Source organism: Desulfobacter hydrogenophilus, assembly GCF_004319545.1.
In the GTDB taxonomy this organism is placed as follows: domain Bacteria; phylum Desulfobacterota; class Desulfobacteria; order Desulfobacterales; family Desulfobacteraceae; genus Desulfobacter; species Desulfobacter hydrogenophilus.
Genome location: NZ_CP036313.1, coordinates 2,987,416 through 3,012,621, shown reverse-complemented (window position 1 = coordinate 3,012,621; position 25,206 = coordinate 2,987,416). Strand labels below are relative to the sequence as shown.

The window sequence follows — 25,206 nt, the reverse complement described above, 5'->3', positions numbered from 1 at the left end:
AAAAAATTAATTCTCGTGTTCAGAGGTATCTTCAGGGGTGAATTTAGGGGTATCGTCCTCGGAATCAATTTCTTTCATCTCGTCTTCCTTGGTGTCCCCATCTTCATCTAATAGTTTATCCAGTTCTACATCATCATCTTCAAGGGTAAAATCCTCTTCCCCGGGCAATGTGTCAATATCATTAAAATCGATCACCATTTTATCCGATTCAGGATCGGCAAAAAATCCAACGGCATTTTCAAATAATTTTTCGGACAAATCCCGGGTAGGGAAAAAACTGCGACGGCGAAATACGGCAAGAAATGCATCAAGCCCCTCTTTGCACGCTGCACTGATGGCGTCAAGGTCATAGTCTTCTTCATGCAAAAGCAAAACTACACCGGGATCCACCTCGGCAGATTCAAGAACAGTCAGTATATTGTCCTTGATATTTTTTTCAAACCTGATTTTCTGTTTCATTGGATTCTCCTGTTATCATCCATTAACTTGAAACTTCTTAATATAGCCCAACCAATTCCCGTGTCAATAATTTAAATCTGTCCCGGCATTAAACATATTTTTTTAATTGACCCACCCGCGATGGGATGTTATATTACTCGGGTTGATTTCGGAGGAGTGGCCGAGCGGCTGAAGGCGGCGGTCTTGAAAACCGTTAGGTGTCAAAGCCTCGTGGGTTCGAATCCTACCTCCTCCGCCAAAAAACAATTTGTGGAGAAGTGACCGAGTGGCTGAAGGTGCTCGCCTGCTAAGCGAGTGTATGGGGAAACTTGTACCGAGAGTTCGAATCTCTCCTTCTCCGCCAATAAATGGGGTCACAGTAAAATTAAATTTTACTGTGACCCCATTTATTTTTAGATGACTTTTTAATGGAAAAACATATAAAAAATCTGATATACTGCGCTGTATATTAAAAATTTTGATATGTCCGCCCAAAAAGGTGAATTTTTCATTATAACAGCCATGGGCTGACGTGGTCTATCAATACCGAGGCTCAACCCACAACAAAGCATGAAAGTAATTCAGTAGCTTATTGGAACTTTCATATAAAACGGCCATGGGCCGCCTTGAACGTTCGTCAGCGTGCCCACAACAAAATATGTCAAAGGGGGTAAACGATGCAATGCCATGAAGTGGATTACGAAATTTTCGGGGATGACATGCAGGCTGTTGAGGTGGAACTGGATCCTGGCGAAACCGTGATTGCCGAGGCCGGGGCCATGAACTGGATGGAGCAGGGCATCGAATTTGAGGCAAAAATGGGGGACGGCTCTGAAGCAGACAAAGGGCTTATGGGTAAGCTCTTTAGTGCAGGCAAACGGGCGATCACCGGTGAAGGCCTGTTTCTCACCCATTTTACCAACCAGGCCCATGACAAAAAAAGAGTGGCCTTTTCCGCACCCTATCCCGGAAAAATTATTCCTATTAACATGGCCGCCATCGGCGGACAACTGATCTGCCAGAAAGATGCATTTTTATGCGCAGCCCTTGGCACAAAAGTTTCCATCACCTTTAACCAAAAACTTGGGGCCGGTTTTTTCGGTGGCGAAGGTTTTATTCTCCAGCGCCTGGAAGGTGACGGTATGGCGTTTGTTCATGCCGGCGGCACCATCGTTAAAAAAGAACTGAACGGCGAAAGGCTGATGGTGGATACCGGTTGCATTGTGGCCTTTTCCCAAGGAATCAAATATGACATACAGCGGGCAGGCGGCCTTAAATCCATGTTTTTCGGCGGCGAAGGTTTATTTCTGGCTACACTGGAAGGGCAAGGCAGCGTTTATCTGCAAAGTCTGCCGTTCTCCCGTCTGGCAGACCGCATCATCAGCCATGCGCCAAGTGCCGGGGGCTCATCTAAAGGTGAAGGATCTGTTTTAGGCGGCATTGGACGCCTGCTGGACGGAAATTAATGCAACGTCTGATTTATTTTTTAATAGGGTGCGTAGTGTGCTTATCTATCGGTTGTGCCACAACGTCCAAAATTATCATGCGCGATGATCCGTTAATCGGAACCCTGGTCAAAGGGGACACCGGGAAACCCATCCACTTCGCCGGCCTTATGGATACGCTTATCCACAGCGATATAATTTATCTATCCGAAAAGCATGATAATCCCATGCACCATGCCATCCAGCACCGGGTTATCCAGGCCCTCATTGACCGGGGGTACGCGCCAATCCTTGGGTTTGAATTTTTTTCATACCAGGATACCCCATTGCTGCTCAACCTGGTGGATGCCGGGAAAAAAGCGCATTCACCCAAGATGGAAAAAGCCGTTGAGCAACGAATCAGGGAAAAACTGGGCTGGGAAAACCAATCCGACACCATGTGGGGCTATTACTGGAATCTTATAAGGCTTGCGGCGGATAATGACTTTCCTGCCGCAGGTCTTGATCTGTCCGCCACCCAGAAGCGCCGGATTACCCGCAAAGGCCTTGACGGTCTGTCCCCCATTGAATTGCAGCAGCTGTTTTCCACAAAACTTTCAAATACAGCCTATGAATCGTACATGAAATCGGTTTTTGTCTCGGTCCATTGCGGCATGGATCATGGCCGGATGACAGAGCGATTATATGACACCTGGATGGCGCGCAATGACCGGATGGCTCTGTCCGTGGTTGAACTGTTCAATGCCGTGCAAACCCAAGACCGTGATAAAGCAGATCGAAAAACAGGACCTGTTGTTATCATAATAGGGACAGGACATACCGAGTATGGGTTAGGTGTCTTGGACCGGGTACATCATCTGAAACCGAACGTCACCCAGACAAATCTGGCCATAACGGAAATAGAAAGAGAACCCGCGGACCTGTCGCATTATTTAGCCCCTCTGTCCCTTGAAGGATTTGATCCGGTTCCCCCTGCAGATTTCCTGTGGTTCACCCAGCGGGTATCCTATGACGACCCGTGTGAAAAATTTAAAGCGGTATTAAAAAAAATGAAAACCCGCAAAAAAAAGGTAAAGCCATCAGATTTACTTTAGGGACTCTTTAAATCTTTCACCCGCAATACGCCTAATGTTTTGGTTATCTCAAGCGCTTCATAATTCCCGGTTGCCAGGGCCTCTTCGTAGATCTGACGCGGGGGCTGCCCCCCTTCTTCGGGATTAAAAAATATATCATGGATGACCAAAAAGCCCCCTGGAATAATATGGGGCGCCCAGGTCAAAAAATCCGTATGTGCCGCTTCAAAGGAGTGCCCGCCGTCAATGAACACCATGGAAAGCGGTGTCTTCCACATGCGGCCTGCTGTTTTTGAGGTACAAACGATGGGCACCACCGTGTTTTCTAAACCTGCCCGGGAAAGCGTTAAACGAAACAACGGAAAGGTATTGACGCTTGAAGTTTTCTCATCGTAGAGGTCCGGGTCAAAATATTCTTCACCCGGCTGCTGTTCTTCGGAGCCAGCATGATGATCTACGGAAAATAAAATGCCGCCGTTCTGTTTACAGGCAGGCCCGATAATAGCAGCGGACCGCCCGCAATAAGAGCCGATTTCAAGCACCGGACCGATCCTGGAGGCAGTCAGGGAAAGATCATATAAACGAAGGGCCTCATCATCATCCATAAACCCCTTGATGGTATTTAAAAATTCAAAATCAAGCGGCTGGGTCATGAGATCTTTTCCTCATCATAACTTTTCACAAATATTTCCCGGGGTTTGGAACCGATCTGGGGTCCGACAATGCCCTCATGTTCCATCATCTCTATGAGCCGGGCAGCCCGGTTGTAACCGATTCGCAACCGACGCTGGACATAGGAGATGGAGGCCTGACGGTCTTTGGTAATCAGAGCCACGGCCTCATCATATTTTTCATCATATTCAGATTCGTCAAACACTTTTTCCTGGCCGTCGTCGTCTCCCTGGGTCACCTCTTCATTGTAATTGGGCTGACGCTGATCTTTAAGAAAAGAGGTGATCCGGGAAATCTCTTTTTCGGAAATAAAGGCGCCCTGAATACGCATGAGCTTTCCTGTGCCGGGCGGGCAAAACAGCATGTCTCCGTTGCCAAGCAGGCTCTCTGGTCCCCCCTGGTCAATGATAATCCTGCCGTCAATTTTTGAAGAGGTCTGAAAAGATAACCGGGTGGGAAAATTCGCTTTAATTGTGCCGGTGAGCACGTCAGCGGACGGACGCTGGGTGGCGATGATTAAATGGATACCCGCGGCCCGGGCCATCTGGGCCAGGCGTGTCAAAGCATATTCCACGTCCTTGGAGGCCACCATCATCAGATCCCCGAGTTCGTCCACAATCACCACAATAAAAGGCAGGCGCTCCAGGGGCAGCCCACCGGGAAGCACAATATCCTCGGGCGAGGTGTCCGGTGCAAGATCCCGGAGCCGTTCGTCAACCATCTCATTGAACTGTGCGATATTTCTCAGGCCAGACAATTCCAGCAGCTCGTACCGGCGCTCCATTTCCCGAACAGCCCAGAAAAGCGCATTGGTGGCTTTTTTCATATCCGTGACCACAGGGGTAATTAGATGGGGGATATCATTATACACGGAGAGTTCAATACGTTTGGGGTCAATCATGATCAGCTTGACCTCATCAGGGGTGGCCTTGTACAATAAACTGATGATCATGGAATTTAAGCCCACACTTTTACCCGTCCCTGTGGCACCGGCAATGAGCAGATGGGGCATTTTATCCATTTTTGTGGCCACGGGCTGACCAAGAAGATCTTTTCCAAGACCAAGCGTCAGTAAAGATTTGGACTGGACAAACTCCTTGGACCCAATCATTTCCCGTAAATTTACAAGTTCTCGCTCTTCATTGGGAATCTCAATACCCACCACATCCCGACCTGGAATAGGCGCCACAATACGAATTGAAATAGCGGCAAGGGCAAGGGCAAGGTCATCGGAGAGTCCTACGATCTTTGACAATTTGATGCCGGGCGCCGGACGATACTCAAATGTGGTGATAACAGGCCCGGGAAGAATTTCCACCACCTCCCCCTTGACATTGAAATCCTCCAACTTTTTTTTCAAGATACTTGCCTTGTTCTGGAGTTCATTCGTGTCGATTTGCTTGCGGACTTTTTGTTTCTCGTCCAGAAAAGACAAACCGGGCAGAACAAAATCGGGCGTTTCCCGGATATCTTTTATTATGGGATCTGCCACATACTCTTTATCATCGGTTTCAACCGCGACAATGGTGGGACCCATTGATTTTTCGGGCTCGGATTTTTTTTTAGAAAAAGAGACATTCCGGGGTCGGGGTCGGGGGTCATCAATATTTTCTTTGATCACAGTCCCGGTTGTTTCCAGCGCAGAAGAAAAATCGGGCGTGCCCATATCCGGTTCAACATCATCCCCATTATTTTTTCCATTGAACCTTGGCAGGACGATCAAGGCTTTTAGCTTATCAACCCGGGCAAGCCCGGCTGCTTTTTTCTCCTGCCTTTTGTTTTCCAGGGTCTGTTTTAAAAATCCTGCACCCTCGGACATATCCTGTGCAATTATCCGGGAAAACCGGACCAGCCAGGCCCAGACGACCTTAAGCATCGCGTTTAAGGAGATGCCGGTAACCAGCATAATACCCAGCAGCACAAAAAAACATAAGAAGATGACACAACCGGTGATATTGGCATATTTAAGCAAAACCCCTGCAAGCCAGCCCCCTATTTTTCCGCCGGCGACAATCGTGGTGTCGGAAAACGCATAGGTTTCATTGAACAGGAAAAAAAAACTACCCGTGGTGATCATCAGGATCAATCCGCCTGCCATGGTCAACCAGATGACGCTCCGGGGTTTTTTTCTGATCAGCCAAAGACCAAAAAGACAAAGAATCAACGGCACCCACAGGGCACCAATACCGAACAAAAATATAAACAGTCCGGCAACATGTGCACCGATCAGGCCGAATAAATTGTTCACTTGGTCAGGAAAAGTAAAAAAATGATTGCCCACACATGGATCGACAGCATGGTATGAAAAAAGGCTTACCGATGTCAGAATAATCAGAAAGATTAAAAAGATGCCGAACAGTTCTTTTTTCATACTTCAATAATAATGGGTACAATCAAAGGTCTGCGGTTTATGGCAAAGGCAAAATACTGTTTAAGCGCCCGCTGCAATTTTTTTCGAATCAGTTCTACCCTCGAATCAATCCCGGCTTCAATCTCTTCAACAATCTCCAGGATTACACACTGGGCATCATCCACAAGGTAGCCTGTGGCGGAATCAAATACAAACCCTTTGGAAATCAATTCCGGTCCGTACAGCACCACCCCTGTCTCCTCATCAATGATCATGGTCACCACCACAAGGCCGCCTTCGGACAGTTCGCGGCGTTCTTTGAGCACGGAACGGCCCACATCGCCGATGCCTTTTCCGTCCACAAGAATCCGGCCGGTCTGTACTCGTTCCTCAATCCTGCCCCCGTTTTCCCCGTCAAAGGCAATGACCTGTCCGTTTTCAGCCACTATCACGTTACTGCGGGGCATACCCAGTTTTTCGGCAAGCCTTGCATGCACCACAAGATGCCGGTATTCACCATGTATAGGGATAAAATATTCAGGTTTTGTCAGATTGATCATCATCTTAAGCTCTTCCTGGTGGGCATGGCCAGACGCATGAATGCGGGCGATCTTGGAATAGACCACTTCAGCGCCCCTTCGGTAAAGCTTATTAATAATGCTGGCAATAGCTTTTTCATTACCCGGGATATGCTTACTTGATAAAAGTACGGTATCCCCTTTGCGGACATTGATGTGCTTGTGAACGCCTGAAGCCATGCGGGTCAGGGCAGACATGGGCTCACCCTGGCTACCCGTGGTGATAATCACCACTTCATGGTCTTCAAACTTATGAATCTGTTTAATATCCACCACCAACCCCGTAGGACACTCAAGATAGCCTAAACGCATGGCCACATCCGTAATCTGCTCCATGCTGCGGCCATTGAATATGACCCGGCGGTTGTTGTGTCTGGCAATATCAATTATTTGCTGGATACGAAATACATTGGAAGCAAAAAGTGCAACAATCACCCGTCCGGGAGAGGCTTCAACCAGTTCTCCCAAATTTTTTGCAACCTCCTGTTCAGACATGGCATAGCCCTCTACTTCCACATTGGTGGAATCGGAAAGCAGTGCCATCACGCCCTTTTCTCCAAACCGGGCAAAACTTGAGATATCGGTATTCTTCATGATGTCGGCGGAGTGGCTGATTCGAAAATCCCCGGTGTGAACCACCACTCCTTCAGGCGTTGTGATGGCCATACCCACACCGTCAATGGTAGAATGGCTGACTCGTATAAACTCTATGTCAAAGGGTTCAATGGTCAGCACCTCCCCCGGGTTGACCAGATTGAGATCAACATGGGTATTAAGATCAAATTCAATGAGCTTGTTGCGCACAATCTCCAGAGTAAAGGCGGTGCCGTATACCGGCAGGCGGATTTCGCGCAACAGATAGGGCAAGGCCCCAATGTGGTCTTCATGGGCATGGGTTAGAATAATAGCTTGAATTTTATCCACATTTTCCCGAAGATAATCCATGGCCGGAATAACAATATCAACGCCCAGCATATGGTCTTCAGGGAACATGATGCCCGCGTCAATAATAAAAATGACGTTATCATACTCCACCACCATCATATTCAGGCCTATTTCGCCAAGTCCCCCAAGGGGTATGAGTTTAAGCATTTAGATTATCCTGACTCGATCAAATACAAATGGACAGCTTTTCAAGAACGGCGTCTGCCCAGTCAACCAGCCAGTTACGCTGCTCAACCGTGGCATAGCCCATACAATCACACCGGATATTGGTTTTAATTCTTACCAACAACTCACAGGACAAGGCATTCTCTTCCAGCATCAGGGCAAACACGTGGGGACCGCAGGCCTTATGAGCTGCCTGGATTTTTGTCAAAATATCGGGATCCAGCTCAAGCCAATAAATCCCGCCCACGGTGGCAGCCTCAAGATACGTGTCAAAATACTGTTTTAAAGCTGTATAATCCTTAAGCGTAAAGCCGTCTATAACATACTGTTTCATGCCCAATAAATTAACACAAAAGCCTTGAACTATGCAACCTGAACTTAACGCCTTGGGCAAGGCCTAATTTTCAGGCAGGTTCCCGGGCCTAAATAATGATGTTCCCGTTCCATTCTTTTTCCTTAAAATGGTTGCAAAACGAACTATGAATAAAGTTTAATGGTTAAACCATAAATAAAATAGCAGGAGAACAATATGTTACATAAAATAATCAGCCGAACCCTGCCCTATTTCCCGCCCAAATTAATCTGGCAGTTTTCAAAAAGCTATATCGCAGGCGAAACCAGTCAGGACGCCATAAACGCGTCAAAGGCCCTCAACCGGGAGAATATTATGGTGACCCTGGACATTCTTGGCGAATTTATCAAAACCATGTCCCAGGCAGCAAAAAACCGGTATGCGTACCTTACCCTTATCCGCACCATTGAAGCGGCAGGAATTAACGCCAACTACTCCCTGAAACCTACCATGTTCGGTCTTTTGATCGATAAAAAAATCTGTTTTGAATACATACGGGAACTTACGGCCGAGGCGGCATCCCATGGCAATTTTATCCGCATTGACATGGAAAACTCTCCCTGTGTGGATGATTCCATTGATATTTTCCGCAGGCTCAAACGGGAATTTCCCCAAAACATAGGCCTGGTGCTCCAGGCTTATCTGAAACGCACCCTAAACGATCTTGAATCCATGCTGGATTTGCGTCGTGATGATGCAGCGTTGAACTTCAGACTGGTCAAGGGAATCTATGTGGAACCGGCAGACATTGCATATAAGGATTACCATGAAATTAATGACCACTTTCTTAAAGACCTTGAATTCATGTTGAAAAACAAGATAGATGCAGCCATTGCAACCCATGACACGCCTCTGATACAGGGAGCACTTCACCTGATCGACAAATATCAGGTACCAAAAGAACACTATGAATTTCAGATGCTCTACGGCGTAACGCCCAAAAAACGGCGGGAGCTTGTAAAAAACGGCCACAGGATGCGGGTTTACGTACCGTTTGGAGAACAATGGTTTGGTTATTCAACCCGCAGGCTCAAAGAGAATCCAGCCATGGTCAAGCACATTATTAAGGCGTTATTTTATAAGGAATAACTACTGTCCGGCCAAGCTCGCCCTTACCGGCTCTTTTTTACCTGCAGGGCCATCAGATTGTGGTTTCATTAATTTTTAGGCGGTTTTGCCGGCTTCACCCCTTTTTTAAGACAGTATTCTTCAAGCACGCATCGGTAACAATGGGGCCCAACCGGACGACAGGTGCCCTGGCCAAAGGTAACCAGAATTCGGTTCACTTCTTTCCAGAATTTTTTTGGCAACTTTTTTCTTAATGCTTTTTCCGTATCAAGGGGGGTTTTTGTTTTCACATACCCCCAGATATTCATAATCCGGTGTACATGGGTGTCCACACAGATGGCATCCTTGTCAAAAGCCACCGCCCTGACCAGATTGGCGGTTTTACGCCCTACCCCCGGAAGCGTTACCAGGGCGTCAATCTCATCGGGTACTTGTCCCTGGAAGGTGTCCAGAGCTTCGGGCAATTTTGATAAATATCGGGCTTTGGATTTATAAAATCCCACGGGAAAAATCAGTTTCTGAATCTGAGAAGTGGAAAGCGCCCGCAATGCTTCAGGGTCCGGGGCCAATTCCAGCAGCCGCTGTGCGGCAACCGCCGTCACCTCATCCTTGGTTCTTGCGGACAAAATCGTGGCCACAAGCACTTTAAAGGCAGACCGGGTCTGGACGGCAATCAGATCCACCACCGGCACCTGATAGGTTTCAACTTCCTGACTTAGCGTCCCAAGAAAAAAGGCAATATCAATGGCCATAACATTACTTGACCAGGGTTGTGGCAAAATAATAGATCAACGGAAGAAATATGGCCGGCAGCATGTTACCCACGGCAATCTTTTTTTCCCGGAGCATGTTCAATCCAATGGCTGCGATGAGCAGCCCCCCTGCCCCGGACATCTGGCTGACCACCGAAGGAATCAGATAGGGTTTTATGAATCCCGCGGCAAGGGTTATGGCGCCCTGGTAAACCAGAACAGCCCCGGCGGAAAGCCCCACCCCGATCCCTAAAGATGCGGTCAGGATAATAGAAGTGACACCATCTAAAAAGGATTTGGCAAACAAGGTGTCATGGTTGCCTGCAAGCCCGCTTTCAAGGGAGCCCACAATGGCCATGGAGCCAACGCAGAATAAAAGGGACGCCGTAACAAAGGCCGTGGACATGGAAGGGGTTGAGGTGTTTGGATCCGTGAGTTTTTTTTCCAGAAAATCCCCAAGGTTTTTCAGATGCGCTTCAATGGCTAAAAACTCACCGATAATGGCACCAACGGCAAGGCTGATGATGATCACCAGAATATCCGGGCAGCCCAAGGCACTTTTCAGTCCGATGAGAATGACGGACAGGGCAATGGCCTGGAGAACGGTGATATTGTACTTTTCAGGAATACCGTTTCGACACAGCATGCCAATGGTTGTACCCACCAGAATGGCAAGGGTATTTACAATAGTTCCCAGCATAATTAAGATATTAAAGGCTTTTGATATAATTCACGCCGTTCTCAAACAGCCGGATCCCGGTAGTGATGGTCTCTTCTATAGATTTTCCCTGGCGCCTTGCTGCAGCTTTCTGCCTGGGCCAATCCGGATGGTTAGCAAAATGATTGTAGCCTTCGGGATGGGGCATCAAACCGAATATTCGGCCTGTGGGATCACAGATCCCTGCGATATCATCCACGGCCCCATTGGGATTGGCCGGAAAGACGCCGTTTGCAGGCGCGCCATTTGCATCTGCATACCGGAACACCACCTGGCGGTTGGCAACAAGGCGTTCAATTACTTCAGGGTCGGCAACCACCTTTCCTTCGCCATGGCGTACCGGATAGTCCGAGACTCCTAACCCTTTTGTGAACACACAGGGGCTGTCTGCATCGGGCACAAGCCGGACCCACTGATCCCTGAAATTGCCGCAATCATTATAAGTAATGGCCACGGACCTGCGAGTATAATCCCGGTCCAGTCCGGGCAAAAGGCCTAAATTCACAAGGGCCTGGAACCCGTTGCAGATACCGATGACCAGTTTGCCGGCATCCACGAAAGCCAGTAGGTCTTTGCCGATATTATTCTTCAATTTCAGAGCCTGGATCACCCCGGCCCCATGGTCGTCCCCCCAGGAAAAGCCGCCACCAAATGCAAGAATCTGAAAATCCGCCAATCGGACATCGCCGCGGATCAGAGAGTTAATATGCACCCGGTGTGCACAGGCTCCTGCCTGTTCAAAGGCAAAGGCGGTTTCATTATCACAATTCAGGCCAAATCCCGTCAGTATCAGCGCGTTTACAGCGCTTGCGCCGCTCATATTTTATCTCCAAAGGTCTTGTTGAATGCTGAATCAAGGGTTACAATCGGCAAATCTGCCACAGAGTTACCGTCTGATGCAATCTTTAGCCGGTCATGACTATCGGTGACCATGCCCAGACACGCACAGGGCAGTCCCTTACACAATTTTTCAAAGGTTTGTTTTTTATCCGGATCCACGGTGACGATAAACCGACCAGCAGACTCGGAAAATAAGGCTTTTTCACTGGAAAGCGGCAGATCATCTGTCAGGGGCAACCCAGCCAGATCAATGTCAAGCCCAAGTCCGCCGGCCATTGCCACAAGGCTAAGGTGAATGCCCAACCCTCCGCGTCCCACGGCATGGCAGGAAGCAACCAGTTCAGTGTTAATGGCTTTTTCAATGGCCTTGTACAAGGTTTTAAACTTTGAAAACTCAACCTGGGGCACATTGAGACCGGTTTTATCAAACATATCGTAATACTCCGATGCACCCAATTCATCCCCGGTACTGCCCACCACATATAAAGAATCACCTGCGGTTTTGGATTCCAGGGTCACACACCGGCTGACATCGGAAACCAGGGATACGGCGGAGAACTGAACCGTCTCCAGGGCTGACACTTTGATACGCTCACCAAATGCCCCTTCCAGATGGCCGTCCACATACATGGAGTCCTTGCCGGAGAGCAATGGAATCCCATAGGCCATGCAGGCATCTTTCAAGGCCCGGCAGGCCCGGACAAGCTGGGCTGCCTTGAATTTTCCGTCCGGATTGGACAGGTTGTCATATCCGATATCCGGCCAGCAGAAATTGTCCACGCCGCCGATGTGGTCCAAAGAACCACCCACGGCAATGAGACGACGAACTGCCTCATCAATGGTGCAAGCCATCATATGATACGCATCAATTTTTGAGTACCAGGGCAGAATACTCTGGGAAAAGGCAAGCCCGCGTTCACTGGTAAGCACAGGCCGGGTCACCGATGCATCCGTAGGGATGTTTCGGTGAATTCCCACCAGGGGTTTGATCACGGATCCGCCCTGGACCTCGTGGTCGTACTGGCGGATGATCCATTCTTTGCCACAGATATTGGGCCTGGCCAGCATCTGTTCAAGCAGATCATTAAAATTGGTTGGTGTGGAAATCACCGGCTCTGTCAATCCGCGTCCGGCCGGTGGCATCCAGACCGCGTCAAATTCCCAGGCCGGAAACCCTTTGTCAAGAAGATCCATATCCACATACGCACAGGTCCGGTCTTTGTACTTGATATGCAGTTTGCCCGAATCCGTATATTTGCCGATGACCGTGGATTCCACCTCATGGAGATCAGACAACGCCATGAACCGATCCAAATTTTCAGGCTTGACGGCAATGGTCATGCGCTCCTGGGATTCGGAAATCCAGATTTCCCACATGTCCAGGCCCTCGTATTTCAAGGGTACCTTATCCAGCCAGACCTCACACCCGTTGGAAAGCATGGCCGATTCGCCCACGGAAGAGGATAATCCACCGCCACCATTATCCGTAATAAAGGTGATCAAGCCTTCATCCCGGCATATCAGCAAAAAATCATGCATTTTTTTCTGGGTATAGGGATCGCCGATCTGGACATGTCCGGCCGGGGTATTCTCGGAAAAACTTTTGGAAGAGGCCGTTACCCCGTGGATACCGTCTTTGCCCACACGGCCGCCGCTCATGATGATCAGCTCGCCCGGGGAGGTGGTTTTTTCATGGCTTGGCTTACCATTCACGGTTTTGGGCATAATCCCCAAAGCGGTTACAAAAACCAGGGATTTGCCCATGTAACCCGGATCAAACAGGGTCTGGCCAAAGGTCGTCGGCACCCCGCTTTTATTCCCCCCGTCCTTGACACCTTCAATAACCCCATCAAGCAGACGCCGGGGGTGAAGAGGGGGCTTTAACGGACCGTTATAATTGATATCACCCACGCAGAATCCAAAACTGCCCATGAACAGCTTGGAACCAAGGCCTGTACCCATGGGATCACGATAAACGCCCACAATCCCTGTGATGGAACCGCCGTAGGCTTCCATGTTGGAAGGCGAGTTATGGGTTTCCCCGGTGATAACATAGTTATTCTCATCATCAAAAGACCCCACACCGGCATTGTCCCACAACACGGAGACTACCCAGTCTTTGGTCTCTTTCAGAGCGAGGGTGGGTGCTTTAATATAGGTTTGAAAAAGCGAATCTTCCACCTTGGTTTCACCGGTTTGCGTGTCCGTATACCGGAAAATGCCGTTAAAGGTGTTGTGGCAGCAATGGTCGGACCGGGATTGGGAAATATATTCAAGTTCCACATCCGTGGGCTTTGACAACCCCATTTGCGCCCGCTCGGCCAGGACCGTTGTATCCAAAAAATACTCCCGGATCACAGGAATATCCCTGGGATTGAGTGCCAGACTGCGCTGATCGGAAATTTTGGCAAGGACCTCATCGGTATCAATATCCATGGTGTCAAAGCCGGGCGTATGATTTAAAATAACCTTGGCCGGCTTTACATCCGCCCCAATCTTTTTGTCCCATTCCTCTTTGCCAAATACTTTGTACTGCTGAATAATACCATTGGACAAAATCCGCCCGGCGACCTTTTCAGCATCTTCCCGGGTCAAATCAGCTCCGATGAGGCAGTACCGTTTCGATGTATAAATATTTTCACCGGGCAAAAAATCTTTTTTAAGAAGATCCCTGACCGCTTCCACAGCGGTGGCCCCGGCATTGTCCTTTACCCCAGGCCGAAATCCCACCCAGATGCAGAAATGAAAATCAATATCTATAGGGGAAAGACTGGAGTCCTGAATAACAGGGTTGGTAAACACCTCCCGGCGTATGGTTTCCAGTTCGTTTTGACCCAAATCAGACTCCACGGTCACAATATTGATGCAGCGGGCATCATCCATTTTAATACCGAAATAGGCATTGGCCTTTTTCACCAGGGCCTGGCCTTCGGCATCCCTTAAATCCTGCTTTAACGTGATTTCGATGTTGGAAATCATTGTAATCCACCGTTGAATAATTTGACTATGTCATTATAAAAGACAAAAATCATTAAAGTCATCAGCACAGCTGCCCCGAACTGAACCATTTTCTCGCGCACCCGGGTACTGACAGGGCTACCTTTAACCGCCTCAATGCTTAAAAACAAAAGATGCCCCCCATCTAGAACCGGAATGGGGAACAAATTGATGATTCCAAGATTTACAGAGATGAGCGCGATAAACCATACAAAATTTTCAAAACCGGCTTTGGCTTGGTCCCCGGCCATCTTGGCAATCATGATAGGACCGCCCAGATTGTCGGCAGACACGGCCCCGGTGAACATTTTCACCACGGACAAAATCGTCAATTTTACCATCCCATAGGTATCGAATACAGCACGGATCGCGGCTTCAACTGGGTTTAAAGGATGGTTAAAGGTTTCGCCGGTGCCGATAATACCAATCACGAACCGATTCACGGTCTCCCCGAACAGGTTCTTCCCCTCTTGGGTCCGGGGTGTAATTGTAAAGGAATGCACCTCACCTTCTCGTTCCACAAGAATGGCCAGGGGCTTGCCGTCACTTTTTGACACAATCCGGGAAATGTCTTCAAAAGACTGAACAGGAGTGCTGTCAATCTCCTTGATGACATCCCCGTTTTTAATGCCTGCAGCCATGGCCGCAGAATCATCCACCACCTGGCCCACTTGGGGCAATCCCATGTACACGCCGCTGGTTTGATATAAAAGGTAAAAAATTACAATGGCCAGAAAAAAATTAAATGCCGGACCGGCAGCGGCGATCAGCGCCCTTTGTCCCACGCTTTTGTGGGTAAAGGAGAGATGACGATCTTTTTCATCCAGGGCCTGGGCAGCGCCAGGTTCCTCTCCGGTCATTTTAACGTATCCGCCCAAAGGAATGGCGGAGATACAATAGTCGGTCATTCCCCGTTTAATTTTAAAAATTTTTGGCCCAAACCCCAGGGAAAAGACCTCAACCCCCACACCGCAGGCCCGGGCGACGAGAAAATGACCCAGTTCATGGACAAAAACCAATACGCCAATAACAATGATAAATGCAAAAAGGGAATATCCCATATCGATTTTCCTAATTTTTTTTTACATAGTGCCTGACTGAAACCCTATGTTTGGACAAAAAGTTGCCCATATGCAAGGCGCAGATGGGGTGACTTTGCGTTCAAACACTAAGATTTTGGATCAGGAATTGTGCCTTCTCCCTGGCCCAACGATCGGCTTCAATAATACCTGAAAGCTCAGGATTGTCAATGCAGGTATGGGCACCCATGATCTCACGGACCAAGGTGAAAATATCCGGAAAGCCGATGCGTTCTTTAAGAAAGGCATCAACGGCAATTTCGTTGGCCGCATTCATAACAGCCGGCAGGGTCCCGCCCCTGCGACAGGCTTCACAGGCAAACCCAAGGGATGGGAAACGGTTTGTATCTGGGGCATCAAAGGTTAGCCCTTCCATGGCACTAAAATCAGGAAAATTCAAATTAATATCCATGCGCTCCGGATAGGAAAAGGCATAGGCAATGGCATGCATCATGTCCGGTTCTCCCAATTGCGCCATAACACCGCCGTCTTTGAACCCCACCATGGAATGAACAATGCTCTGGGGGTGAATTAACACCTGGATCTGCTCAACACTGACATCAAAAAGCCGGACCGCTTCAATGACCTCCAAGGCCTTGTTCATGAGGGTCGCCGAATCAATAGATATTTTAGCACCCATGTTCCAGGTGGGATGATCCAGAGCCTGGGCGGGTGTAATCAGCTTAAACCGGTCATGGGACAGATTCCTGAAAGGCCCCCCCGAGGCCGTAAGGAAAATCTTTTTAAGATCGCGGTTCCGGTTACCCTGTAGACATTGAAAAATGGCGCAGTGCTCGGAATCCACAGGCAGAATGTCCACCCCTTTTTCACGTGCCCGTGCCATAACGATGTCACCGGCCATGACCAGGGTTTCCTTGTTGGCAAGGGCCAGTTGCTTACCGGCGTCAATGGCGGCAAGGGCCGGGGCAAGGCCTGCGGCACCCACCATGGCGGCAAGCACCATATCCGAATCGGCCCATTGGGCTGCGGCAATAAAACCGGATTCACCCCACAGGATTTCGGGGCAGAACCGGCCTGAAAGCATTTTTGCCAAACGGTCGGCGCCCTGTTCGTCCAGCACTGCTACCATCGCCGGCTTAAACTGTTTTATCTGCGCTGCCAGAAGATCAATGTTCGAGGCACAGGTCAGACATTTGATGCTGAACTTATCCGGGTGCATGCCCACCACCCTAAGGGCTGATGTGCCGATGGAACCTGTGGCGCCCAGTATGGTGAGCGATTTCACAGAACAAATACCGTAAAAAAATAAAATACCGGGATAGCCAGAAGCACACCGTCAATTCGATCCAGCATGCCGCCGTGCCCCGGCAAAATTTTTCCCGAATCTTTGATGTGCCCAACCCGTTTCATGGCAGACTCAAAAAGGTCACCGATCTGCCCTGCAACGGCAACGCACAAAGCGCAGGGGATACAAAGTAAAGCAAGGGATACATCCTGGAAAAAAACCAGATTAAACACAAGCCCGGCCGTCACAGATATCACCAGCCCCCCCACAGCCCCTTCAATGGTTTTGTTGGGACTGATGTTAGGCGCAAGTTTATGTTCCCCCTTAAACGTTCCCACATATAGCGCACCGGTATCGTTGGCAAAACAAACAATGAGCAACCAAATCACCCACAAAGCCCCGCCTTCCGTGTTCCGAATAAAAACCAAAAGAGCCAGAGACAAAGGGATATAGACAACGCCGAGTACTTGTCGGGCCACCAGGTCAAAGATATGGGGGAGGGCAGAAAAACGAGCCAATACAAACACGCAAAGGGCCATCATATCAAGGGCAAGAATAAAAAAAAGAACCGGCCAGGACCCAAGGCATGCCCCCATGACCAATACCATACAGGCCGCATAGGTGATGACCCGAGTGGTTTGGGAGATTGGTCCGGTATCGTTGGCACAGATGATATCAAAATATTCATGTATGGCAAAAATAGAAACTATGGATACCAGGACGGCAAACAACAGTATAGACCCTTTGATAATGGCCCAGAGCAAAAATGGGATAAGAATTAACGCCGTGAGCCATCGTTTGAAATGCTGCATCATACCTTTCCGAAACGCCGATCCCGTTGCTGGTAATCAATTAAAATCCGATAAAACTCCTGCTTCGTAAAATCAGGCCAGAGCGTTGGTGTAAAAACCAGTTCGGAATATGCGGCCTGCCACATCAAAAAATTGGAAAGCCTAAACTCTGCAGACGTACGGACAATCAGGTCCGGATCCGGCATGCCGGCAGTATAGAGGTGATCAGAAACCGTTTTATCCGTAATGCCTTCGAGCTCAAGAGCTCCAGACCTCACTTTGGCGGCAATCCGTTGAACCGCCATGGTAATTTCTTCACGTGCTCCGTAGCTTAAGGCCAGATTAAGAATCATGGCTGAATTCTTTTCTGTGGCGGCCATGGCCTGCTCGGCTTGCTTTCGTACATCGTCGGGAAGCCGTTCAATCTGACCCAGAATATTTAGCCGAATATTCTTTCTTCGGAGTTCTTCGGTTTTGTTCTTAAGAAAACGTTTAAGCAGATGCATCAAGGCTTTGACTTCTTCCTTAGGCCTTGCCCAATTTTCTGTGGAAAATGCATACAAGGTGAGCACATCAATACCCAGTTCCCTGCAAGCCATGACAACTTCTTCAACGGTTTGCGCCCCCTGTTCATGACCTTTAACCCGGTTCATCAGCCGTTTCTTTGCCCAGCGGCCGTTCCCGTCCATGATGAATGCCACATGGGCGGGAAGCAGGTCAAAATTCAGTCCGTCAGGCATCTGAATTTTAGGATCAGACTTCAAGGATCTCTTTTTCCTTGGCGGCAAAAATGTCATCCAGTTTCTTGATGGAATCGTCGGTGAAGTCCTGGACCTGTTTCTGGGCTTTAAAACTGTCGTCTTCGGAAATATCACCCTCTTTCTGTAGATCCTTGAGGATCTCATTGGAATCACGACGGATATTCCTGACGGCGACCTTGAATTCCTCACAGGTTTTTGCCACGCTTTTTACGATCTCTTTCCTGCGATCTTCGGTCAACGGTGGGATGGAAATACGAATCAGCTTACCATCATTGGAAGGCGTAAGCCCAATATTTGCCTTTAATATTGCTTTTTCCACATCATTGATCACTGAAGCGTCCCATGGCTTTACGGTGAGTAAACGACTTTCAGGCACAGATACGGTGGCCATCTGGGGAAGGGGTGTCTGTGTACCGTAGTAATCTACCCTGACGTTATCGAGCATGGACTGGGAAGCTCTGCCGGTGCGCACTTTGCCAAGTTCGGTTTCAAAGGCTTTCTCGGATTTACCCATGCGGTCTCTGGTTTCTTCAAGCACCTCATTAATCATATTCACACGTCCTTTAATTTATTATAAATCCGTGTACCGATTTCCCCGCCCGTGGCCGCTTTATAAATATTATCGGCCTTGTGCAGGTTGAGCACCTGTAAAGGAAGGTCATGTTCCATGGCAAGGGATATGGCTGTCATATCCATGACATGAAGCTGTTTTTCAATCACCTGCATATACGATATTTTATTAAACATCACAGCATCATCATGAACCTGGGGATCCTTGTCATATACCCCATCCACCTGGGTGGCCTTGAAAATGATCTGGGCACGGACCTCATTGGCGCGAAGAACTGCCGCGGTATCCGTTGTAAAGTAAGGGTTTCCGGTACCGGCGGCAAAAATCACCACCCGACCCTTTTCCAGGTGGCGGATGGCCCTTCTGCGAATAAAAGGCTCTGCCACCCTGTCCATACGAATGGCAGATTGAACTCTTGTGGGGATATCGTGCTTTTCCAAGGCATCGCACAGGGCCAGACTGTTAATAACAGTGGCCAGCATACCCATATTGTCGGCGGACGTCCGGTCCATGCCGGCAGAAGATCCTGCTACCCCCCGAAAGATGTTGCCGCCACCCACAACAATTGAAATTTCCAAGCCCAGATGGAAGACTTTGGCCACTTCACCCGCCACATAGTTTATCATCTCGGGCGTAATGCCGAAGCCCTGATTACCCATCAGGGCTTCGCCACTCAACTTGATCAGAACCCGTTGAAACTCAGGTTTCGTATCCAAGCGCTTATTCTCCTATCTGGAAGCGTGCAAATCTTCTAATCTGAATATTTTCGCCGATTTTTCCAATGGTTTCCTTGAGAACATCTTCAACGGTTTTCTGGGGATCTTTAATGTATGGCTGGCTTAACAGGCAGACTTCCTTGTAGAATTTTTCCACCTTGCCGTCGACGATTTTGTCAATGATATTTTCGGGCTTTCCTTCTTCCAGCATCTGGGCGCGGTAAATTTCACGCTCTTTTTCAATGACGGATTGATCCACGTCTTCGGGAACCAGACCGGCCGGGTTGGCAGCCGCAATATGCATGGCAATATCTTTGGCAAAAGTTTCAAAATCTTCAGTTTTTGCAACAAAATCAGATTCGCAGTTCACTTCAAGCAGCACACCAAGTTTTGCACCGGTATGGATGTAGGAGTAAATAAGGCCTTCGCTGGTGGAGCGCCCTGCGCGCTTGGCTGCTTTGGCCAGGCCTTTTTTACGCAAAAGCTCAATTGCCTTATCTATATCCCCATCAGCCTCGGCCAGGACTTTTTTGCAGTCCATAATCCCCGACCCGGTGGCAGCACGAAGCTCCTTTACCATTAGTGCCGTAATCTCAGCCATCTTGTATGCTCCTTTGTTTCGAATATTTTAATATCTTTAATTATTTATATAAAAGTAACCATAACTTATTGAATTACTTTTTTTATTTTGTTGTGGACTGCGCCTATTATTGAAATAGACGATATCAACCCATGGCTGTTATTCAGCAGCTACAGATTCCTGGGTTTCTGAACTTTCCGCAGCAGCTGTTTTTCTTTTAATTTTTTCAATCACAGGCCCATCCGTACCGTCAGAAACAACCTCAATACCGATTTGTTCACCTGAATATTCAGGTGCCTTACCCTCTCCTGCATCCTTGTCTGACTTTGCACGCTGGCGTTCTTCCCATACCTGACGGCCTTCAATTACGGCATCGGCAATCCGGGAGGCAAATAACCGAATGGAACGGATAGCGTCGTCGTTGCCGGGAATGACATAATCGATATCATCGGGGTCACAATTGGTATCAACCACGGCAATAATGGGAATACCCAGGCGTTTTGCTTCCTTTACGGCAATAGTCTCATTTTTAGAATCAATAATAAACAAGGCTGCAGGTAGCTTTTTCATGTTGGAAATACCGCCAATGGCAAACTCCAGCTTTGTCTTGTCCTTGAGCATTTTTGCCTGTTCTTTTTTGGGATAATTTTCCAACGTACCGTCATTTTCAATGGACTTTAAAAAATGAAAACGGGTAATATTATTTTTTATGGTCTGAAAGTTGGTCAGCATGCCGCCTAACCAACGATTTTCGACATAATAACTTTCCGCTCTGTTGGCTTCTTCATAAATAGCTTCGGAAGCCTGTTTTTTTGTACCCACAAACAGCACATCACCACCGTTTGCAGCAATATTTTTTATAAAATCATGGGCCTGTCTGTACAATTTGACGGTCTGCTGAAGATCTATAATGTAAATTCCGTTTCTGGCACCGAAAATATACCGTTTCATTTTGGGGTTCCAGCGTTTGGTCTGATGTCCGAAATGAACCCCTGCTTCGAGTAATTCTTTAATCGTAATGTAAGCCATTTTTTCTCCAGTTTCTCAATGGTTTTTAATGTTCATCCGCTTGCCTCATCCCCGGAATCGACTTTTCAAAAGCACCGGATCACAGGTCCGCAAGCGTGTGTTATATGTTTGCAAAAGCAAAATCCTGATTTCTATATCAAAAAGAGAGGAAACAATCAATTTATTTTTTGAAAACAGCCAACCGGTAATGCCCGGCAAGATCTTTGATAAAATCCAGCTCAGCCACCCAGTTAAATCCTTGGGCAAGGCTTTTGACCAGGGGTTTCTGGTCATATCCGATCTCAAGGATCAAACGACCGTAGGGCAAAAGCCGCTCACCTGCCTGGGCAAGAATCACCCTGACGGCATCCAGGCCGTCAGCCCCCCCGTCCAATGCCTGGCGAGGCTCATGATCCCTGATCTCAGGTGCCAGGGATTCAATGTCAGCACTGGGGATATAGGGCGGATTGGACAAAATCAAATCAAACAGCGGCTGCGGCGTCACCGGTGCAAGCCAGTCCCCCCTAAATAGTGCCACCGAGGTCCGGGCAAAGGCCTTTACATTGGCACAGGCCATGGCAAGTGCAACCAAAGATAGTTCACTTCCAAAATAGAGATGGCCCTTACAGGCATTGGCAATGGAAATAATCACCGCACCGGACCCGACCCCGAGCTCCATCACCCGGGCCTGTCTGCCGCACCGCTCCATTTCCGACAATAGCCCGATAGCCGTTTCCACCAGGGTTTCGGTATCCGGTCTAGGAATGAGCACCCCCGGCGCAACTTTAAACTGCTCCTTGAAAAAACCCTTACGCCCGGTGATATAAGCCACAGGTTCCCTGGCAACCCTTCGGCGAATAAAAATTTTAAATGCTGCAAGTTCCTGCCTTTCCAAAGGCCGGTCGTGCTGAAGGTAAAGATCAAGGCGCCGCAGCCCCAGAGTCTGTGCCAAAAGGATTTCGGCTGTAAGCCTGGGGCTGTCAATACTACGCTGTGAAAAATAGGCATCTGTCCAGGAAAGAATGGATTTTATGGTCCAGACACTCACAAATTAGCTCTCCCGAAATAGTTTGTACCTGGTCGCAAACCCCGTATTTGGACAAAAAGTTCCCCAGATGCAAATATTTTCATAACGCCGCAGATGAATATTTTTTCGCTCAAACACTATTTTTCTTTCACCGCCAAGGCCTGGTTGTGTGCTCTCAAGGCATCAATAATCTCCTGGATTTCGCCTTCCATGATACTGTCCAGTCTATACAGGGTCAAACCGATACGGTGGTCGGTCATCCGGCCCTGGGGAAAATTATAAGTGCGAATGCGACCGGACCTGTCTCCTGTACCCACCTGCCCCTTCCGGTCCGCAGCCCGCTTGGCATCCTCTTCCTGGATCTTGGCATCAAGAATACGAGACTTAAGAACATTTAAAGCTTTAGCCTTGTTTTTATGTTGGGATTTTTCGTCCTGGCAGGTAGCCACAACACCTGTGGGAATGTGGGTGATACGGACAGCGGAATCCGTGGTATTTACGGACTGGCCACCAGGGCCAGAAGAACGGAAGACATCCACTTTCAGATCCGCAGGATTAATGTCAATATCGACATCTTCGGCTTCGGGCAGCACTGCCACGGTCACCGCAGAGGTGTGAACACGACCCTGGGTTTCAGTCTCAGGGACTCGCTGAACCCTATGGATACCACTTTCATATTTGAACTGAGAATAAGCGCCTTTACCCTGTATCATGGAGACCACTTCCTTGAACCCCCCTGCTGCCGAGTCGTTCTTCTCAATGATTTCAATCTTCCAGTGCTTGGACTCCGCGTACCGTGTATACATGCGAAAAAGGTCACCGGTAAAAATGCCGGCTTCTTCACCGCCGGTGCCGGCACGAATTTCCAGAATAACATTTTTCTCATCCCGGGGATCTTTGGGCATCAAAAGCACATTAAGTTGTTCCTGTAGCTGTGCAATCATAGATTCAAGTACGGGGATCTCTTCCTTGGCCATGGCCCGGATGTCAGGGTCGCTGTCTTTGAGAAGCTCCTTGGCTTCCTTAAGCTCTCCCCTAGCACCCTCATATTCCCGGAACACCGGCACAATCTTGTTCAATTCGCCGTGTTCCTTGAGATATCCTTGGTATTTTTTCTGATCCGCCATCACTGCGGGGTCACTAAGCAAATGCTCAATTTTTATAAATCGTTCTTCAATGCCTTTTAATTTTCTGATCATGGTCAACCCGCCCCGGATAAAAATTCAAAAAGGGGTCTTTGTTCAAGACCCCTTTTGCATACTTGCCGACAAAACAGCTAAACCAGTTTGCTTGCGTCAAACCCTGCGTATTTTTTCTTGAAGCGGTCAATACGCCCGGCAGAGTCAACCAGTTTCTGCTTGCCGGTAAAAAAAGGATGGCACTGGGAACAAATTTCCACTTTGATGTTCTCTCTTGTGGAACTGATGTCAAATGTTGCGCCACAGGCACAGGTTGCTGTTGTTTTTGTGTAGTTCGGATGGATGTCTTTTTTCATCTTACACGTCACTCCTTGAAGCCTTCGTTATAAAAGACCGTAAATGGTATTTGAACGAAAATTCACCCATATGCAAATTTTTCTAAGCCTTGCACATAGACAACTGTTCGTCCAAACACTTAGGTTTTGCGTTCAAATACTAAATACCAAAAATTTTCCTGTCATGAATTCATCATTTCAAGAAACTCTTTATTATCCTTTGTTCCGCCCATTTTTTCAAGTAAAAACTGCATGGCATCCACAGAATTTAAACTTGAAAGCAATTTTCTTAAAATCCAGACCCGGTTCAGCACTTCAGGGTCAAGGAGCAATTCCTCTTTCCGGGTACCGGAACGATTCATATCAATGGCAGGAAATACACGCTTGTCCGCCAGTTTTCGATCCAGCACAAGTTCCATATTACCCGTACCCTTGAATTCTTCAAAAATAACCTCATCCATTCTGGACCCGGTATCAACAAGTGCTGTGGCAATAATTGTCAAGCTGCCGCCTTCCTCAATATTTCGAGCTGCCCCGAAAAATCGTTTGGGACGGTCAAGAGCATTGGAATCCACACCACCGGACAAAATTTTCCCAGAAGGCGGCATCACCGAATTGTAGGCCCTTGCAAGGCGTGTGATACTGTCCAAAAGAATCACGACATCATGGCCCTGTTCCACAATTCTTTTGGCTTTCTCAATTACCATTTCAGCCACCTGCACATGACGCTCGGAAGGTTCGTCAAAGGTGGAAGAGATAACTTCCGCGTCTACGGAGCGTGCCATATCCGTCACCTCTTCGGGGCGTTCATCAATGAGCAGGATCATGGGAACAATATTTTTATGTGCCTTGATCATGGAATTGGCAATATTCTGGAGCAGCATGGTCTTGCCAGCCTTGGGGGGAGACACGATAAGACCGCGCTGGCCGAACCCGATGGGGGACATCATATCAATGACCCGCATGGAATAGTTATCAGATTCTGCCTCAAGATTCATTTTACGATCCGGGTACAGGGGCATAAGATTGTCAAATAAAATGGTTTCAGCCGCCATTTCAGGATTCATGAAATTAACGGCTTCCACTTTAAGCAATGCAAAATACCGTTCGGAATCCTTTGGCTGGCGGACCTGGCCGGAAATGGTATCACCGGTGCGCAGGTTAAACCGTCGGATCTGGGAGGGAGACACATAAATATCGTCGGGGCCGGGCAGATAATTGTACCCAGGCGCCCTCAAAAAACCAAATCCATCCGGAAGGATTTCAAGGGTGCCTTCACCGTAAATCTGTCCGCTTTCTTCAATATTCGCCTGGAGCAAGGCAAAAATCAGTTCCTGCTTCTTAAGGCCGCCAATACCCTGAATATTGTATTTCTTGGCAAGCTTGGTCAGCTCACTGATTTTCATCTTATTGAGTTCTACAAGATTCATGCAATCTCCTGGTCTGATCCATTCGTTTGGTTAAATGTGTATGAATTCACAATGCAATTTTTTTTTGGGGATGCCTTTTTGACAATCTGGAGGCCAATCGGCCCTGCGGAAAAAAAAGACAGATAATGTG

The 25,206-nt window shown here is 48.2% G+C and carries 24 protein-coding genes and 2 tRNA genes; 5 read left to right on the top strand and 21 right to left on the bottom strand.

Annotated features, from left to right (window positions below; translation table 11 throughout):
• Positions 1 to 6 precede the first annotated feature (6 nt).
• Positions 7 to 459: a hypothetical protein gene (locus tag EYB58_RS13430; protein ID WP_111958839.1), complete on the bottom strand. Its 453-nt coding sequence runs from the start codon at positions 457 to 459 to the stop codon at positions 7 to 9.
• 150 nt (positions 460 to 609) lie between these two features.
• On the opposite strand from EYB58_RS13430, the gene EYB58_RS13425 reads away from it, so the two are divergent.
• The 4 genes from EYB58_RS13425 to EYB58_RS13410 all read left to right on the top strand — a co-directional run bounded on the left by EYB58_RS13425 (position 610) and on the right by EYB58_RS13410 (position 2,977).
• Positions 610 to 697 (top strand) — tRNA-Ser (locus tag EYB58_RS13425).
• 13 nt (positions 698 to 710) lie between these two features.
• A tRNA-Ser gene (locus EYB58_RS13420) sits at positions 711 to 802 on the top strand.
• A gap of 313 nt (positions 803 to 1,115) precedes the next feature.
• A complete protein-coding gene (locus EYB58_RS13415; protein ID WP_111958837.1) occupies positions 1,116 to 1,904 on the top strand; it encodes a TIGR00266 family protein in 789 nt (262 codons plus the stop codon).
• A gap of 35 nt (positions 1,905 to 1,939) precedes the next feature.
• Positions 1,940 to 2,977 (top strand): ChaN family lipoprotein, encoded by a 1,038-nt coding sequence (locus EYB58_RS13410; protein WP_242637357.1) that lies wholly within the window; start codon positions 1,940 to 1,942, stop codon positions 2,975 to 2,977.
• Here the strand turns inward: EYB58_RS13410 and EYB58_RS13405 are convergent.
• Genes EYB58_RS13405 through EYB58_RS13390 form a run of 4 tightly spaced genes read right to left on the bottom strand, consistent with a single transcriptional unit; the run spans position 2,974 to position 8,000 of the window.
• Positions 2,974 to 3,609 (bottom strand): class I SAM-dependent methyltransferase, encoded by a 636-nt coding sequence (locus EYB58_RS13405; protein ID WP_111958833.1) that lies wholly within the window; start codon positions 3,607 to 3,609, stop codon positions 2,974 to 2,976. The genes EYB58_RS13410 and EYB58_RS13405 overlap by 4 nt on opposite strands.
• Positions 3,606 to 5,999: a DNA translocase FtsK gene (locus tag EYB58_RS13400; RefSeq protein ID WP_111958831.1), complete on the bottom strand. Its 2,394-nt coding sequence runs from the start codon at positions 5,997 to 5,999 to the stop codon at positions 3,606 to 3,608. Before EYB58_RS13400 ends, EYB58_RS13405 begins: the two co-directional genes overlap by 4 nt.
• Positions 5,996 to 7,648, bottom strand: a complete 1,653-nt coding sequence (locus EYB58_RS13395) for a ribonuclease J (RefSeq protein ID WP_111958829.1) — start codon at positions 7,646 to 7,648, stop codon at positions 5,996 to 5,998. Before EYB58_RS13395 ends, EYB58_RS13400 begins: the two co-directional genes overlap by 4 nt.
• 19 nt (positions 7,649 to 7,667) lie before the next feature.
• Positions 7,668 to 8,000 carry a hypothetical protein gene (locus EYB58_RS13390; protein WP_111958827.1) on the bottom strand — a complete coding sequence of 111 codons (333 nt, stop codon included), beginning with the start codon at positions 7,998 to 8,000 and terminating at the stop codon, positions 7,668 to 7,670.
• Between the two features lie 195 nt (positions 8,001 to 8,195).
• Here EYB58_RS13390 and EYB58_RS13385 point away from each other — a divergent pair, with 195 nt between their 5' ends.
• Complete coding sequence (locus EYB58_RS13385; protein ID WP_111958825.1) at positions 8,196 to 9,107, top strand: proline dehydrogenase family protein; 912 nt, start codon at positions 8,196 to 8,198, stop codon at positions 9,105 to 9,107.
• A gap of 68 nt (positions 9,108 to 9,175) precedes the next feature.
• On the opposite strand, the gene EYB58_RS13380 is transcribed toward EYB58_RS13385, so the two are convergent.
• The 16 genes from EYB58_RS13380 to rho all read right to left on the bottom strand — a co-directional run bounded on the left by EYB58_RS13380 (position 9,176) and on the right by rho (position 25,076).
• Positions 9,176 to 9,838 carry an endonuclease III domain-containing protein gene (locus EYB58_RS13380; RefSeq protein ID WP_111958823.1) on the bottom strand — a complete coding sequence of 221 codons (663 nt, stop codon included), beginning with the start codon at positions 9,836 to 9,838 and terminating at the stop codon, positions 9,176 to 9,178.
• Positions 9,839 to 9,842: 4 nt separating this feature from the next.
• Positions 9,843 to 10,538, bottom strand: coding sequence for a DUF554 domain-containing protein (locus EYB58_RS13375; RefSeq protein WP_111958821.1), 696 nt, complete (start codon positions 10,536 to 10,538; stop codon positions 9,843 to 9,845).
• 10 nt (positions 10,539 to 10,548) lie between these two features.
• On the bottom strand, positions 10,549 to 11,376 hold the full coding sequence (locus EYB58_RS13370; protein WP_111958819.1) for a phosphoribosylformylglycinamidine synthase subunit PurQ: 828 nt from the start codon (positions 11,374 to 11,376) through the stop codon (positions 10,549 to 10,551).
• Complete coding sequence (locus tag EYB58_RS13365; RefSeq protein WP_111958817.1) at positions 11,373 to 14,375, bottom strand: AIR synthase-related protein; 3,003 nt, start codon at positions 14,373 to 14,375, stop codon at positions 11,373 to 11,375. The genes EYB58_RS13370 and EYB58_RS13365 overlap by 4 nt, the downstream gene beginning before the upstream one ends.
• Positions 14,372 to 15,454 (bottom strand): RIP metalloprotease RseP, encoded by a 1,083-nt coding sequence (gene rseP / locus EYB58_RS13360; protein ID WP_111958815.1) that lies wholly within the window; start codon positions 15,452 to 15,454, stop codon positions 14,372 to 14,374. Before rseP ends, EYB58_RS13365 begins: the two co-directional genes overlap by 4 nt.
• 100 nt (positions 15,455 to 15,554) lie before the next feature.
• Entirely contained in the window at positions 15,555 to 16,718 is a 1,164-nt protein-coding gene (locus EYB58_RS13355; protein ID WP_111958813.1) for a 1-deoxy-D-xylulose-5-phosphate reductoisomerase, read from the bottom strand.
• Complete coding sequence (locus EYB58_RS13350; RefSeq protein ID WP_242637356.1) at positions 16,715 to 17,533, bottom strand: phosphatidate cytidylyltransferase; 819 nt, start codon at positions 17,531 to 17,533, stop codon at positions 16,715 to 16,717. Before EYB58_RS13350 ends, EYB58_RS13355 begins: the two co-directional genes overlap by 4 nt.
• The gene (locus EYB58_RS13345) at positions 17,530 to 18,273 is read right to left on the bottom strand and encodes an isoprenyl transferase (RefSeq protein ID WP_242637355.1); all 744 of its coding nucleotides are present in this window, start codon (positions 18,271 to 18,273) and stop codon (positions 17,530 to 17,532) included. The genes EYB58_RS13350 and EYB58_RS13345 overlap by 4 nt, the downstream gene beginning before the upstream one ends.
• Positions 18,263 to 18,820: a ribosome recycling factor gene (frr, locus tag EYB58_RS13340; protein ID WP_111958809.1), complete on the bottom strand. Its 558-nt coding sequence runs from the start codon at positions 18,818 to 18,820 to the stop codon at positions 18,263 to 18,265. Before frr ends, EYB58_RS13345 begins: the two co-directional genes overlap by 11 nt.
• A gap of 2 nt (positions 18,821 to 18,822) precedes the next feature.
• Positions 18,823 to 19,557 (bottom strand): UMP kinase, encoded by a 735-nt coding sequence (gene pyrH, locus EYB58_RS13335; RefSeq protein ID WP_111958807.1) that lies wholly within the window; start codon positions 19,555 to 19,557, stop codon positions 18,823 to 18,825.
• Positions 19,558 to 19,561: 4 nt separating this feature from the next.
• Complete coding sequence (gene tsf / locus EYB58_RS13330) at positions 19,562 to 20,158, bottom strand: translation elongation factor Ts (RefSeq protein ID WP_111958805.1); 597 nt, start codon at positions 20,156 to 20,158, stop codon at positions 19,562 to 19,564.
• Between the two features lie 138 nt (positions 20,159 to 20,296).
• Positions 20,297 to 21,166 carry a 30S ribosomal protein S2 gene (gene rpsB, locus EYB58_RS13325; RefSeq protein WP_111958803.1) on the bottom strand — a complete coding sequence of 290 codons (870 nt, stop codon included), beginning with the start codon at positions 21,164 to 21,166 and terminating at the stop codon, positions 20,297 to 20,299.
• Positions 21,167 to 21,326: 160 nt separating this feature from the next.
• On the bottom strand, positions 21,327 to 22,193 hold the full coding sequence (gene prmC, locus EYB58_RS13320; RefSeq protein ID WP_111958801.1) for a peptide chain release factor N(5)-glutamine methyltransferase: 867 nt from the start codon (positions 22,191 to 22,193) through the stop codon (positions 21,327 to 21,329).
• 116 nt (positions 22,194 to 22,309) lie between these two features.
• The gene (prfA, locus tag EYB58_RS13315) at positions 22,310 to 23,371 is read right to left on the bottom strand and encodes a peptide chain release factor 1 (RefSeq protein ID WP_111958799.1); all 1,062 of its coding nucleotides are present in this window, start codon (positions 23,369 to 23,371) and stop codon (positions 22,310 to 22,312) included.
• Positions 23,372 to 23,448: 77 nt separating this feature from the next.
• A complete protein-coding gene (rpmE, locus tag EYB58_RS13310; RefSeq protein WP_111958797.1) occupies positions 23,449 to 23,667 on the bottom strand; it encodes a 50S ribosomal protein L31 in 219 nt (72 codons plus the stop codon).
• 161 nt (positions 23,668 to 23,828) lie between these two features.
• Positions 23,829 to 25,076 carry a transcription termination factor Rho gene (gene rho, locus EYB58_RS13305; protein ID WP_111958795.1) on the bottom strand — a complete coding sequence of 416 codons (1,248 nt, stop codon included), beginning with the start codon at positions 25,074 to 25,076 and terminating at the stop codon, positions 23,829 to 23,831.
• Positions 25,077 to 25,206: the final 130 nt, after the last annotated feature.

Bases quoted from the DNA above. Each gene is read 5' to 3' on its own strand.
- EYB58_RS13400 (WP_111958831.1), bottom strand. From the start codon at position 5,999: ATGAAAAAAGAACTGTTCGGCATCTTTTTAATCTTTCTGATTATTCTG.
- EYB58_RS13415 (WP_111958837.1), top strand. From the start codon at position 1,116: ATGCAATGCCATGAAGTGGATTACGAAATTTTCGGGGATGACATGCAG.
- rho (WP_111958795.1), bottom strand. From the start codon at position 25,076: ATGAATCTTGTAGAACTCAATAAGATGAAAATCAGTGAGCTGACCAAG.
- prfA (WP_111958799.1), bottom strand. From the start codon at position 23,371: ATGATCAGAAAATTAAAAGGCATTGAAGAACGATTTATAAAAATTGAG.
- EYB58_RS13385 (WP_111958825.1), top strand. From the start codon at position 8,196: ATGTTACATAAAATAATCAGCCGAACCCTGCCCTATTTCCCGCCCAAA.
- rpsB (WP_111958803.1), bottom strand. From the start codon at position 21,166: ATGGCTTACATTACGATTAAAGAATTACTCGAAGCAGGGGTTCATTTC.
- EYB58_RS13395 (WP_111958829.1), bottom strand. From the start codon at position 7,648: ATGCTTAAACTCATACCCCTTGGGGGACTTGGCGAAATAGGCCTGAAT.
- tsf (WP_111958805.1), bottom strand. From the start codon at position 20,158: ATGGCTGAGATTACGGCACTAATGGTAAAGGAGCTTCGTGCTGCCACC.
- EYB58_RS13365 (WP_111958817.1), bottom strand. From the start codon at position 14,375: ATGATTTCCAACATCGAAATCACGTTAAAGCAGGATTTAAGGGATGCC.
- EYB58_RS13430 (WP_111958839.1), bottom strand. From the start codon at position 459: ATGAAACAGAAAATCAGGTTTGAAAAAAATATCAAGGACAATATACTG.
- rseP (WP_111958815.1), bottom strand. From the start codon at position 15,454: ATGGGATATTCCCTTTTTGCATTTATCATTGTTATTGGCGTATTGGTT.
- EYB58_RS13380 (WP_111958823.1), bottom strand. From the start codon at position 9,838: ATGGCCATTGATATTGCCTTTTTTCTTGGGACGCTAAGTCAGGAAGTT.
- EYB58_RS13390 (WP_111958827.1), bottom strand. From the start codon at position 8,000: ATGAAACAGTATGTTATAGACGGCTTTACGCTTAAGGATTATACAGCT.
- frr (WP_111958809.1), bottom strand. From the start codon at position 18,820: ATGATTAATGAGGTGCTTGAAGAAACCAGAGACCGCATGGGTAAATCC.
- EYB58_RS13375 (WP_111958821.1), bottom strand. From the start codon at position 10,538: ATGCTGGGAACTATTGTAAATACCCTTGCCATTCTGGTGGGTACAACC.
- EYB58_RS13350 (WP_242637356.1), bottom strand. From the start codon at position 17,533: ATGATGCAGCATTTCAAACGATGGCTCACGGCGTTAATTCTTATCCCA.
- EYB58_RS13405 (WP_111958833.1), bottom strand. From the start codon at position 3,609: ATGACCCAGCCGCTTGATTTTGAATTTTTAAATACCATCAAGGGGTTT.
- EYB58_RS13370 (WP_111958819.1), bottom strand. From the start codon at position 11,376: ATGAGCGGCGCAAGCGCTGTAAACGCGCTGATACTGACGGGATTTGGC.
- rpmE (WP_111958797.1), bottom strand. From the start codon at position 23,667: ATGAAAAAAGACATCCATCCGAACTACACAAAAACAACAGCAACCTGT.